General features: G+C 73.6%; 10 protein-coding genes. 6 read left to right on the forward strand and 4 right to left on the reverse strand.

Annotation, left to right across the window (positions count from 1 at the left end; genetic code table 11):
• Positions 1-2: 2 nt before the first annotated feature.
• Both ACFYON_RS12830 and ACFYON_RS12835 read right to left on the reverse strand, forming a co-directional pair.
• A complete protein-coding gene (locus ACFYON_RS12830; protein ID WP_354864653.1) occupies positions 3-1,298 on the reverse strand; it encodes a VWA domain-containing protein in 1,296 nt (431 codons plus the stop codon).
• 286 nt (positions 1,299-1,584) lie between these two features.
• Entirely contained in the window at positions 1,585-3,255 is a 1,671-nt protein-coding gene (locus ACFYON_RS12835) for a phospholipid carrier-dependent glycosyltransferase (RefSeq protein WP_354864655.1), read from the reverse strand.
• A 92-nt stretch (positions 3,256-3,347) separates the two neighbouring features.
• Between ACFYON_RS12835 and rsmI the strand changes: the two genes are divergently transcribed.
• Positions 3,348-4,187, forward strand: coding sequence for a 16S rRNA (cytidine(1402)-2'-O)-methyltransferase (gene rsmI, locus ACFYON_RS12840; RefSeq protein WP_387187209.1), 840 nt, complete (start codon positions 3,348-3,350; stop codon positions 4,185-4,187).
• Positions 4,188-4,199: 12 nt separating this feature from the next.
• Here the strand turns inward: rsmI and ACFYON_RS12845 are convergent, their stop codons facing one another.
• Positions 4,200-5,027 (reverse strand): hypothetical protein, encoded by an 828-nt coding sequence (locus ACFYON_RS12845; protein ID WP_387188880.1) that lies wholly within the window; start codon positions 5,025-5,027, stop codon positions 4,200-4,202.
• Positions 5,028-5,155: 128 nt separating this feature from the next.
• Between ACFYON_RS12845 and metG the strand changes: the two genes are divergently transcribed.
• Complete coding sequence (gene metG / locus ACFYON_RS12850) at positions 5,156-6,958, forward strand: methionine--tRNA ligase (protein ID WP_387320754.1); 1,803 nt, start codon at positions 5,156-5,158, stop codon at positions 6,956-6,958.
• A 53-nt stretch (positions 6,959-7,011) separates the two neighbouring features.
• Here the strand turns inward: metG and ACFYON_RS12855 are convergent, their stop codons facing one another.
• Positions 7,012-7,863 carry an alpha/beta hydrolase gene (locus ACFYON_RS12855; protein WP_355093497.1) on the reverse strand — a complete coding sequence of 284 codons (852 nt, stop codon included), beginning with the start codon at positions 7,861-7,863 and terminating at the stop codon, positions 7,012-7,014.
• Positions 7,864-7,978: 115 nt separating this feature from the next.
• Here ACFYON_RS12855 and ACFYON_RS12860 point away from each other — a divergent pair, with 115 nt between their 5' ends.
• The 4 genes from ACFYON_RS12860 (at position 7,979) to ACFYON_RS12875 (ending at position 12,670) form a co-directional block, all read left to right on the forward strand.
• Positions 7,979-8,881 carry a TatD family hydrolase gene (locus ACFYON_RS12860; protein ID WP_355093499.1) on the forward strand — a complete coding sequence of 301 codons (903 nt, stop codon included), beginning with the start codon at positions 7,979-7,981 and terminating at the stop codon, positions 8,879-8,881.
• A 13-nt stretch (positions 8,882-8,894) separates the two neighbouring features.
• On the forward strand, positions 8,895-9,764 hold the full coding sequence (rsmA, locus tag ACFYON_RS12865) for a 16S rRNA (adenine(1518)-N(6)/adenine(1519)-N(6))-dimethyltransferase RsmA (protein ID WP_355093501.1): 870 nt from the start codon (positions 8,895-8,897) through the stop codon (positions 9,762-9,764).
• 87 nt (positions 9,765-9,851) lie between these two features.
• Positions 9,852-10,805 (forward strand): 4-(cytidine 5'-diphospho)-2-C-methyl-D-erythritol kinase, encoded by a 954-nt coding sequence (locus ACFYON_RS12870; protein ID WP_387188884.1) that lies wholly within the window; start codon positions 9,852-9,854, stop codon positions 10,803-10,805.
• 65 nt (positions 10,806-10,870) lie between these two features.
• Positions 10,871-12,670: an ABC-F family ATP-binding cassette domain-containing protein gene (locus ACFYON_RS12875; protein WP_354864670.1), complete on the forward strand. Its 1,800-nt coding sequence runs from the start codon at positions 10,871-10,873 to the stop codon at positions 12,668-12,670.
• Positions 12,671-12,762 lie beyond the last annotated feature (92 nt).

Raw genomic sequence — 12,762 nt, forward strand, 5'->3', positions numbered from 1 at the left:
GCTCAGTTCGTCCTCCACGTGTGCACCCACCAGCGGGTGAGCAGCCCGGCGACCAGCCCGGTGAGCAGTCCGGCCAGCGTGAGCAGGAGCAGCAGCACCCAGCCACGGCCGAGGTCCGGCCCGTCCGGCGCGGGGGAGGCGGCCACCACGTCCACCGTCAGCTCCACCGGCATCCCGGGCCGGGCCTGGGTGCCGGGCCTGGCCGCGAACGAGTTGCTGACCACCAGGCAGACGGTCCGTACCGCCTGCTCCGCGCCCGGCGTCGGCTCGGCGCTCGGGCCGTCCTCCTCCTCTTCGGCGGCCGACCAGCGCAGCCCGGCGGAGACCACGTCGGTACGGCCGCTGCCGGCATCGACGCCTCGGACCAGTTCCCGCCCGTCCGGCGCGGTGGCGCGTAGCAGCACGCCGTAGTCCGGGTTGACCGGCCGGTCCAGCGCGACGCTCACCGAGGCGCGCAGCTCCTGCCCGGGCCGCACCGGCACCCGGTACCAGCGGTGCTCGGAGAAAACCTCCCGGTCGCTGTAGACGCCGGGGGCGAGCAGCGGGGCGCCCTCGCAGGCCGTGCCGCCACCCACCACCGCCGGGGCGGCGGTGTACGTGTCCCGGGCGCGGTCGACGAGCTGCTTGATCCGGCCGGTCAGCTCGTCGGCGCTCTGCGCGGCCGTGTAGGTGCCGCCGGTCGCGCCGGCGATGCAGAGCAACTGCCGGCGTACCTTCTCGTCCGGCGCCAGGCCGAGCGTGTCGACCACCAGCCGGGTGCCCTGGGCGGCCAGCTCGCGGGCCACCTCGCAGGGGTCGGGCGGGGCGCAGGTGTCCTCGCCGTCGGTGATCAGCACGATCCGGCGGGCGGTGCTGCCGGTGCCCAGGTCCTGCGCGGCGGAGCGTAGCGCCAGTCCGACCGGTGTGAAACCGGTCGGACGCAATCCGGCGACGGCGGCCTTGGCCTGCGTACGGTCCACCGGGCCGACCGGCACGATCTGCTGGGTGTCCAGGCAGCCCTGCTTCTTGTCCTTGCCCTTGTAGGTGGCGCCGAGCACCCGGATGCCGAGCTGTGTCTCGTCCGGCAGGGCGTCGACCACCTCGTTGAACGCCTGCTGGGCGACGGAGATCCGGCTGCGCCCGTCGATGTCGCGGGCCCGCATCGACCCGCTGACATCCAGGACCAGCTCGACCTTCGGTGGTTCGGCGACGGGTTCGGTGGTCTTGTCGTCGTCGGCCCCGGCGGGGCTCGGCCCGATCAGCGCGGCCGCCGCCAGCAGTCCGATGAGGACGGCCGTCGATCGTCTCTTGTTGATCACGGGGCGAAGTGTAGTGAGATCCACTTTGGAGGATCATTCGGGTCGGAGGTGCCCGGCGGGGCCGCATTCCGGCCTCGCCGGACCGTCATGCCCGGTCGCGGCGACCGCCGTCAGCTGCACCATGTAACCCTTTCGGCCGGTGGTGCACTCGTCGGAAATCTGGCCGCCCCGGACCCGTTGTGCCGTTGCCGGAGTGTGGCTAAGCTCTGTCTTGCGCGCCCCAATCGCCCGCTTCCCCCGTGGCAGGCGATGGGGGCGCGCTTTTCTGTGCGCCCGCCGCCCCGCGTCAGATCCAGCGGCCGTCCAGCCACATCCGCGCCGACCAGTCCGCGTACGGCAGCACCCGGCCCACGAAGATCGGGTAGAAGTAGGCGAAGCAGAGCGCCACGAGTAACACGTACGCGCCCGCGATGATCCCGCCCACCAGCCGCCGGTCGTGCACCTGCTGCGGGTCCGGTGGCGCCGCCGTGCCGGTGGCCGGTGCCGGGGTGGCGATCGCGCCGAGCACGTAGACCACGGCGAGCACCAGGAACGGCACCGCCGGAGCGGCGTAGAAGGAGAACATCGTCCGCCCGTCGAGGGCGAACCAGAACCAGGGCAGCAGGCCGGCGGCGGCGCCGAGCAGGATCGCGCCCGCGCGCCAGTCCCGCCGGGCCAGGCCGAGCCAGACGGTGGCGGCCAGCGCCGGCAGGAACGACCACCACAGCAGCGGCGTGCCCAGCAGCAGCACCTCCGAGGCGCAGCTCGGCGCGCCGCAAGTGCCGTCCCCGGACCAGTGGAACGCCACCGGACGGCCGAGCAGCAGCCACTGCCAGGGCCAGGACTGGTACTTGTGCGGGTCGTCGAGCTGGGTGTGGAAGCCGTACGCGGCCTTGTGGTACTCCCACAGGTTGATCAGCGCCCCGACGAACGGGGTGTCGCTCAGCTCCGGGTTGTTCGGGTAGCGCTCCGCCAGGCGGTAGTAGCCGTCCTGGCTGAGCAGCCAGCCCGACCACGTGGCGATGTAGGTCACGAGCATCAGCACGCCCGCGGCGGCCAGCCACGGCAGCTCGTCGAGCACGGCGTCACGCCAGGGCCGGCGTACCCCGGACGAGCGGCGTACCCCCACCTCCCACAGCAGCACCAGCAACGCGAACGCCGGTACGAAGTAGAGCGCGCTCCACTTGACCGAGCAGGCGCAACCGAGCAGCACCCCGGCCGCCAGCCGCCACCACGGCCAGTTCCGCCAGCCCGACGGCGGCCGTCCGGCCCGGCCCGGCTGTGTCGGGTCGAGCCCGTCCTCCAGCGCCCGGGCCCAGCGCCGTCGCCGGGCGTCCCGGTCGAGCACCAGCGCGCCGAACGCGGCGAGCACGAGCAGCAGCAGGAAGATGTCGAGGATGGCCGTGCGGGACAGCACCAGGTGGTAGCCGTCGAGCGCGAGCAGCAGACCGGCCGCGCAGCCCAGCACCGTGGAGCGGAACATCCGCCGCCCGATGCGGACCAGCAGCAGCACCGACAGCGTGCCGGCCACCGCCGCGCCGAACCGCCAGCCGAACTCCGGCGAGGTGGTCATCAGGTGGCCCGGCACCGAGACGCGGCTGTCCGCGTCCTGGTAGCCGAAGGCCCACTCGCCGATGCCGATCATCCACTTGCCCAGCGGTGGATGCACCACGTACGAGGGGCCGTTGTCCTTGTAGTTCCACTCGACACCGCGGTCGATCAGGCCGTACGCGTCCTTGGCGTAGTAGGTCTCGTCGAAGACCTTCCCGGGCGGGAAGCTGAGCCCCACGAAGCGCAGGATCGCCGCGATGGCCACCACCACGCCTGTCGCCAGCCACGCCTGACCCCGGCCGATGCGGTCGTCGACGGTGGCGAGCCGGCGCCGCACGGCGGCGGGGATCCCGCCCCCGGCGCCGTCGCCCCGGTCGGTGGTGGAAGGGTCCGGGTTCGCGCTCTGTGCTGTCGACGCACTCGTCACCCGGCGATCGTAGGCTGCGAGGGTGCCCGGTGGCGTCCGTCGTCTCCGAAATTGGTACGACCATCGATGAGGGAGCGCACATCGTGGGGGAAATGTCCGAGGTAGGGCGACTCGTATTGCTCGGCGCGCCGCTCGGCAACCCGGCCGACGCGTCCGCCCGGTTCCGCGAGGTGCTGGCCGCCGCCGACGTGGTCGCCGCCGAGGACACCCGGCGGCTCACCCGGCTGGCCCGCGACCTGGACGTGACGGTGCCCGGCCGGATCGTCTCGTACTTCGAGGGCAACGAGGAACGGCGTACGCCCGAGCTGGCCGAGGTGCTCGCCGCCGGCTACACGGTCGCGCTGGTCACCGACGGCGGCATGCCGAGCGTCTCCGACCCCGGCTACCGGCTGGTCCGGGCCGCGCTGGACGCCGGCGTGCCGGTCACCGCCGCGCCCGGGCCGAGCGCCGTCACCACCGCGCTGGCGCTGTCCGGGCTGCCCTGCGACAGGTTCTGCTTCGAGGGCTTCCTGCCGCGTACCCCCGGCGCCCGCCGCTCCCGGCTGCGCTCGCTCGCCGCCGAGGAGCGCACGCTCGTGTTCTTCGAGGCGCCGCACCGCATCACCGGCGCGCTCGCCGACCTCGCCGAGACGTTCGGCGCCGACCGGCCCGCCGCGCTCTGCCGCGAGCTGACCAAGACGTACGAGGAGGTGGTCCGCCGGCCGCTCGGCGAGCTGGCCGAGTGGGCCGCCGAGGGCGATCCCCGGGGCGAGATCACGCTCGTCGTGGCGGGCGCGCCGGCCACGCCCGCGGTCCGGCCGGACGACGAGACGCTGCGCGCCGCGGTGGCCGAGCGCGAGGCGGCCGGGCTGTCCCGCCGGGACGCGATCACCGAGGTCGCCACCGCGTACGGGCTGCGGCGGCGCGAGGTGTACGCGGTCGTGCACAGCTGACGCGCCGGGCACCTACCAGGCGGCGGCCAGGAAACCGACGGTGATCAACGCCGGCCCGGCCAGCGCCAGGCCGACCGCCCAGCGCCGCTGCCGTTCGTCCGCGAGCCGGGTCGCCCCGGTCCACCTGGCGATGCCGGCGGCGCAGCCGGCCACCAGCGCCAGCCCCAGCAGCCAGCGCAGGTGCCGTCCGGTGCCGGTGTCCGCGTAGGCGGTGGACCCGCCCGGCCCGGTCATCCGCGCGCGCAGCGAGCTGCCGGTGTCGGTGCGGCCGGCCGGTACGCCGCTGACCCGTACCCCGTGGGCCTGGAACCGGTCGCCGTCGGCGGAGAAGATGCCCCGGCAGCGCTGGGTGAGCCCGCCGCCCACGCACTTCGTGACCATCACGGTGCCGCCGCTGGAGTGCCCCGCCGCCAGCCAGAGCGGTCCCGCGCTCACCCAGGCGAAGAACGCGGCGAGCAGGCTCAGCGTCAGCAGCACGGCCAGGCCGGCGGGCGGGCTCGGCGGCACGACCGGGCGGGCGCGTTCCCGCCGCGCCGGAGGGCGGGCGGGACCCGGGCGCGGCTCGTCGCGCAGCGGCGTGCCGTCCCAGTGCACCTCCTCGATCGGCGCCCAGCCGCCGGACGGCGCGGACGCGCGCTGCCAGCGCGGCTGGCGTACCGGCACCCGGCTCGGCACCGCGTCCACCGGCGCCCCGGTGGTCGGCTCCACCTCGACCGGCGGGTCCGCCGGGTCCAGCCGTGGCTGCGGGGCGACGGGCCCGCCGGGCGGCGCGGGCCGCGCCCGCCGGGCGGCGGCCGCCGACGGCTCGGGCGCCGCTGGTCTGCTGGTCACGATGTTCATTGCACACCGGTATGTCGGGCTTGTCGGGCAGCTCACGCCGCGTGTCGGCAACAAATCGGACGTACGGGCGGAGCGCACACCCCTATTGGTTCGCGGCGCAGCCACGGCAATCACTAGGCTTGCTGCTCATGAGTCACGTTCTCGCCGCGGTCGCCTGGCCCTACGCCAACGGCCCGCGCCACATCGGCCACGTATCCGGATTCGGCGTTCCCTCCGACGTCTTCGCCCGGTACATGCGGATGGCCGGTCACGACGTGCTCATGGTCTCCGGCACCGACGAACACGGCACCCCGATCCAGGTGCAGGCCGACGCGGAGGGGGTCACCCCGCGCGAGCTGGCCGACCGCTACAACCGGGTGATCGCCGAGGACCTGCGAGCGCTGGGCCTGTCGTACGACCTGTTCACCCGCACCACCACGCGCAACCACTACGGGGTGGTGCAGGAACTGTTCACCGGCCTGTACCGCAACGGCTACATCGTCCCGAAGGTCACCACCGGGGCGATCTCCCCCTCCACCGGCCGGACGCTGCCCGACCGCTACATCGAGGGCACCTGCCCGATCTGCGGCTACGACAGCGCGCGCGGCGACCAGTGCGACAACTGCGGCAACCAGCTCGACCCGATCGACCTGATCGACCCCAAGTCGAAGATCAACGGGGAGACGCCGGAGTTCGTCGAGACCGAGCACTTCTTCCTCGATCTGCCCGCCCTGGCCGACGCGCTGCGGCAGTGGCTGGACACCCGCGAGGGCTGGCGCCCGAACGTGCTGCGGTTCTCCCGCAACCTGCTCGACGACCTCCAGCCCCGAGCCATCACCCGCGACCTGGAGTGGGGTGTGCCGATCCCGCTCGACGACTGGCGCGACCGCCCGGACAAGCGGATCTACGTGTGGTTCGACGCGGTCATCGGCTACCTGTCCGCGTCCATCGAGTGGGCCCGCCGCACCGGCGACCCGGAGGCGTGGCGCAAGTGGTGGTCCGCCGACGCCGAGGGGAAGGACGCCCTTTCCTACTACTTCATGGGCAAGGACAACATCGTCTTCCACTCGGTGATCTGGCCGGCGCTGCTCGGCGGCTACTCCGGCGAGGGCGCCCGCGACGGCGAGCCGGGCGAACTGGGCCGGCTCAACCTGCCCACCGAGGTCGTCTCCAGCGAGTACCTGACCATGGAGGGGCGGAAGTTCTCCTCCTCCCGCAAGGTGGTCATCTACGTCCGGGACTTCCTGGAGCGCTACGACGCCGACGCGCTGCGCTACTTCATCGCGGTGGCCGGGCCGGAGAGCAACGACACCGACTTCACCTGGGCCGAGTTCCTGCGCCGCAACAACGACGAGCTGGTCGCCGGCTGGGGCAACCTGGTCAACCGGTCGGTGTCGATGACGGCGAAGAACTTCGGCGCGATCCCGCCGGTCGACCCGGCCGGGCTCACCGAGGCCGACCAGGCGCTGCTGGACACCGCGAAGGCCGGTTTCGCAGTGGTCGGCGACCTGATCGCCCGGCACCGGCAGAAGCAGGCCATCGGCGAGGCGATGAAGGTCGTCGCCGAGGCCAACAAGTACCTCTCCGACCAGGCGCCCTGGAAGCTCAAGGGCGCTGACGACAAGCCCCGTATGGGCACCATCCTGCACGTCGCGCTCCAGGTGGTCAGCGACGCCAACACGCTGCTCACCCCGTTCCTGCCGCACTCCGCCCAGAAGATCCACGAACTGCTCGGCGGCACCGGTGTGCACGCGCCGATGCCGGTCATCGAGGAGGTCGACGACCTCGACGGCGGGCCGTCGTACCCGGTGCTGACCGGTGACTACACGGTCGGGACGCGCTGGGAGTCCGTACCTCTTGAGGTGGGCCGTCCGCTCGCGGCGCCGAAGCCGGTGTTCCGCAAGCTCGACCCGTCCATCGTCGAGGAGGAGCTGGCCCGCCTGGCCGGCTGAACACGCGCGAACCGCGGCCCGGGGTCTTCCCGGGCCGCGGTCGTGCGCGCAGGTCAGGCGCGGGCCATGCTCGGCTGACCGATGAACTCCAGCACCGCCTTGTTGACCTCGCCGGCGTGGGTCCACGGGAGGCCGTGCGGAGCGTCCGGCAGCGTGACCAGCCGGGCGTCGGGCAGCATGTCCACCAGCCGCTGGCCGGTCGCGGCGTACGGCAGCACCGCGTCCCTGGTGCCCTGGATGATCAGCACCGGCACGTCGATGTTCGGCAGGTCGGGACGGAAGTCGGTGAGCCAGGCGTCCACCGAGTCGTGGGTGCCCTTCGCCGACGCCTGCGTGCCGATCTGCCAGTGGGCGTGGTACGCCTCGTTGCTGACCGCCCGGTCCCGCTTCCCGCCGGAGTCGAAGAACGCGTCGCAGAACGCGGTCAGGTAGGCGAACCGGTCCGCCAGGATGGCCTGCTGGAAGCCGTCGAACAAGCTCTTCTCCACGCCCTGCGGATCGTCGGCGGTCTTCAGCAGGTACGGCGCCAACGGCGAGATGAGCACCGCCCGGTCCACCCGGTCCGACCCGTACGCGCCCAGGTAGCGGGTCACCTCACCGGTGCCCATCGAGTGACCGACCAGGATCGCGTTGCGCAGGTCCAGCTCCGTCATCAACACGTCCAGGTCGGCGGCGAACGTGTCGTAGTCGTAGCCCATGGCCGGCTGGGCGGAGTTGCCGAATCCACGCCTGTCGTACGTGATCACCCGGTATCCGGCGTTCAGCAGGTTGCCGCTCACCTTCTCCCAGGTCGCCCCGTTGAACGGGAAACCGTGGATCAGCACGATCGGCTGACCGGAACCGTGATCCTCGTAGTACAGGTCGATGGGTGCGGAGTTCTCCGTACCGACGGTGACGAAAGGCATGTCGGGATTCCCCCTCGCGCGGGTTTCTCGGACGCCACCGCCTTCCCGGCCTGCACCCGGCTATGCGTGCCGGGCCGGGTGGCGGTCCGGGAACGCCGCCCCGGGCCGGTGTGTGATGCTGGCCGCGATGACCGAGCAGACCGAGACCCGCAAGCAGCGCGCCGCCCGCCGGGCGGGGGAGTTCCCGCCCGTCCCCGAGCCGCTGCCCGTGCCCGTACTGGACAGCCACACCCACCTCGACATCACCGTCGGCGAGTTCGGCACGCCGCCCGGCGGCACCCCCGACGACGACCCGGTGGCCGCCGCGATCGACGTCGCCGCCCGGGCCGGCGTGGACCGGCTCGTCCAGGTCGGGGTGGACGTCGACTCGTCCCGGTGGAGCGCCGACGTCGCCGACCGGTACGCAGCGGTGCTCGCCACCGTCGCGCTGCACCCGAACGAGGCGCCCCGGCTGGCCGACCTGGACGAGGCGCTGCGCCAGATCGAGACGCTCGCCGGCCGGGACCGGGTCCGGGGCGTCGGCGAGACCGGGATGGACTTCTTCCGTACCGGCGACGAGGGCCGGGCCGCGCAGGAGGAGAGCTTCCGGGCGCACATCGCCATCGCCAAGCGGCACGGCAAGGCGCTCGTCATCCACGACCGGGACGCGCACGCCGACGTACTGCGCATCGTCGACGACGAGGGCGCCCCGGACACGGTGGTCATGCACTGCTTCTCCGGCGACGCCGGCTTCGCCCGCGAGTGCGTCCGGCGCGGCTTCCTGCTCAGCTTCGCCGGCACCGTCACGTTCGGCAGCGCCGCCGCGCTGCGTGAGGCCGCCGCCGTGACCCCGCCGGAGCAGATGCTCGTGGAGACCGACGCGCCCTACCTGACCCCGATGCCGTACCGGGGACGGCCGAACGCGTCGTACCTGATCCCGCTCACCGTCCGCTTCCTCGCCGAGACCACCGGCACCGACCTGGACGAACTCTGCGCCACCATCTCCGCGACCGGCGACCGCGCGTTCGGGCCGTGGTGAGAGGATGCCCGGCGTGACCGGACTCCTCGGCCCGGCGGAGATCCGGGAACTCGCCGCGCGCCTCGGCGTCACGCCGACCAAGAAGCTCGGCCAGAACTTCGTGCACGACCCGAACACCGTGCGCCGGATCGTCACCACCGCCGGGCTCACCCCCGACGACGTGGCCCTGGAGGTCGGACCCGGGCTCGGCTCGCTCACGCTCGCCCTGCTCCCGGTCGCCGCGCACGTGCACGCTGTGGAACTCGACCCGGCGCTCGCCGCCGCGCTGCCGAAGACCGCCGCCCGCTTCGCCGGTACGGCCGCCGAGCGGCTCACCGTCCACCCGGCCGACGCGCTGCGGGTCACCGCCGCCGACCTGGCCGACCCGGCGCCGACCGCGCTGGTGGCGAACCTGCCGTACAACGTCGCGGTGCCGGTCGTGCTGCACCTGCTCGCCGAGCTGCCCACGCTGCGGCACGGCCTGGTGATGGTGCAGAAGGAGGTCGCCGACCGGCTCGTCGCCGGTCCCGGCTCCAAGGTGTACGGCATCCCGTCGGTCAAACTCGCCTGGTACGCCCGCTCCCGCGCGGCCGGCAAGGTCCCGCCGAACGTGTTCTGGCCGGTGCCGAACGTCGACTCCGGCCTGGTGGCGTTCACCAGGCGTGAGCCGCCCCGGGCGGACGTACCCCGGCGGGCCGTCTTCGCTGTCGTGGACGCCGCGTTCGCGCAGCGCCGCAAGACGCTGCGCGCCGCCCTGGCCGGCTGGGCCGGCGGCGCGGACCGGGCCGCCGCCGCGCTCACCGCTGCCGGCGTCGACCCGGGCGCGCGCGGCGAGTCCCTCACCGTCGAGCAGTTCGCCGCCATCGCCGCGTCGGCCCCGGACGCCCTCGCCGCCGAGCAGTAGGCTGGCGCCGATTGTCCGACCCCCCGCCGAGGAGCTGACCGTGCCGAAGCCGTTCGACAGCCGCCCACGTCCGGTGGAGTCCACCCGGTGACCGAGGCATGGCGACCGGAGGACGAGGACGGGCAGCGGCGCGGGTCCAGCGGCCCGGTCAAGGTGCGGGTGCCCGCCAAGGTCAACCTGCATCTCGGGGTCGGGCCGCTGCGGCGTGACGGCTACCACGAGCTGAACACTGTCTACCACGCGATCTCCATCTACGACGAGCTGACCGCCCGTCGCGGCGACACGCTCACCCTCACCATGGAGGGCGAGGGCGCCGGCGAACTGGCCCTGGACGACACCAACCTGGCGCTGCGCGCCGCGCACGCGCTGGCCGGCTACGCGGGCGTCGCCCCGCACGCCCGGCTGCACCTGCGCAAGCAGATCCCGCTGGCCGGTGGGCTGGCCGGTGGCAGCGCCGACGCCGCCGCCGCGCTGGTCGCCTGCGACACGCTCTGGGGCACCGGGCTGTCTCGTGACGAACTGGCCGGCATCGCCGCCGACCTCGGCTCCGACGTGCCGTTCCTCATCCACGGGGGCACCGCGCTCGGCACCGGCCGGGGCGAGGCGGTCAGCCCGGTGCTGGCCCGCCCCACCTCCTGGCACTGGGTGGTGGCGATCGCCGACGGCGGCCTGTCCACCCCGGCCGCGTACCGGGAACTGGACCGGCTGCGCGACGCCGGAGCCGCCGGTCCGCCGCTGGGCAGCACCGACGCGCTGCTCGCCGCGCTGCGCCAGCGTGACCCGCGGGTGCTCGCCGCCACGCTCGGCAACGACCTCCAGGACGCCGCGCTGACCATGCGCCCGTCGCTGGCCGAGACGCTCAAGGCGGGCGAGGCGGCCGGCGCGCTGACCGGCATCGTCTCCGGCTCCGGTCCCACCTGCGTCTTCCTCGCCACCGGGGAGGCCGACGCGGTCCGGATCGCCGCCGAGATCACCGCCGCCGGGGTGTGCCGGGAGGCCCGCGTCGCGCACGGCCCGGTCGCCGGCGCCCGCGTGGTCTGACGCCCCGTACCCTTGACTCAGGCGTCCCGGGCCCCCGGGACGCCTGAGTCGTGAAGGGTGGGTCAGTGGCCAACATCGTCAACCTGGACCGGGTGTCCAAGGGGTACGGCGCCGCGGGGCCGCTGCTCACCGACGTCTCGCTCGGTCTCGACGACGCCGACCGGGTCGGTGTGGTCGGCCTCAACGGCGCCGGCAAGTCGACGCTGCTGCGGCTGCTCACCCGCACCGAGGAGCCCGACGACGGCCGCGTCACCCACCGCCGCGACCTGCGGGTGGCCTGGCTGCCGCAGCGCCTGGACCTGGCCCCCGAGCTCACCGTGCGGGACGTGGTGCTGGGCACCGCCTGGCTCGGCGAGAGCATGGGCGCCGAGCACGAGTGGGCCGGCGACGCGGGTGTGCGCGCGATCCTCGACGGCCTCGGCATGCCCCACCTCGGCCTGGACACGCCGGTCGGCCCGATGTCCGGCGGGGAACGCCGCCGCGTGGCGCTCGCCGCGCTGCTGGTCCGCGACGCGGACCTGCTCGTCCTCGACGAGCCCACCAACCACCTCGACGTCGGCGGCGTCGACTGGCTGGCCCGGCACCTCGTCACCCGCAAGGGCGCGCTCGTCGTGGTCACCCACGACCGCTGGTTCCTCGACGCCGTCTGCACCAGCACCTGGGAGGTCGCCGACCAGACCGTCCGGGCGTACGAGGGCGGCTTCGCCGCGTGGACGCTGGCCCGCGTCGAGCGGCAACGCGTCGCCGCCGCCACCGAGGCCCGCCGGCAGAACCTGCTCCGCAAGGAGATCGCCTGGCTGCGCCGCGGCGCACCGGCCCGCACCTCCAAGCCCAAGTTCCGCATCGACGCGGCGAACGCGCTCATCGCCGACGTGCCGGAACCCCGCGACACCACGTCGCTGCAACGGCTCGCCACCGCCCGGCTCGGCAAGCAGGTGTACGACCTCGAACACGTGCGGCTGCACGCCGGCCCGAAGGAGATCCTGCACGACACCACCTGGCAGGTCGGCCCCGGCGACCGGGTCGCCATCCTCGGCCGCAACGGCGCCGGCAAGACCACGCTGCTGCGGATGCTGGCCGGGGTGACCGGCCCCGACGGCGGGCGTTTCGCCGCCGGGCAGACCGTCCGGCCCGCGTTCCTGTCCCAGGAGCTCGCCGAACTCCCCGGCCACCTGCGCGTGCTGGAAGCCGTCGAGGAGGTGGCCCGGCGCGTGCAGTTCGGCGACCGGGAGATCAGCGCCGCCCAGCTCGCCGAGATCTTCGGCTTCGACGACAGGCGGCTCTGGACCCCGGTGAGCGACCTGTCCGGCGGCGAGCGCCGCCGCCTGCAGATGCTGCGGCTGCTCGCCGGGGAACCGAACGTGCTCCTGCTCGACGAGCCCACGAACGACCTGGACACCGACACGCTCGCCGCGCTGGAGGACCTGCTCGACTCGTGGCCCGGCACGATCGTGGTGGCCAGCCACGACCGCTACCTCATCGAGCGGGTCACCGACGTCGCGTACGGCATGTTCGGTGACGGCCGGCTGGTGCACCTGCCCGGCGGCGTCGACGAGTACCTGGCGCGCGCCGCCGCGGACGGCGGCCCGGCGCCCGCCGACCTCACCCCGGCCACGGCGGCGCCGGCCCGCGAGGGCATGTCCGCAGCCGAGGTACGCGTCGCGAAGAAGGAACTGAACCGGCTGGAACGGCAGATCGCCAAGCTCGAACAGAAGGAGGCGGGCCTGCACGAGCAGCTCGCCGCGAACGCCACCGACTACGCCCGGGTCGCCGAGCTGGACACCCAGCTCAAGGAGGTGCGGGCCGAGCGGGACCGCACCGAGGAGACCTGGCTGGCCGTCGCCGAGGAGCTTCCGGGCGGCTGACCTGCCGCCGAGGTGGGGGGTGTGCGGCGTCACCGACCGGCGTACGGGACAATCACCGGTGGAACCCTCGTCCGTTCGGTCTTTTGGAGACG

This window comes from Micromonospora sp. NPDC005686 (assembly GCF_042871665.1).
Taxonomy (GTDB): Bacteria; Actinomycetota; Actinomycetes; order Mycobacteriales; family Micromonosporaceae; genus Micromonospora.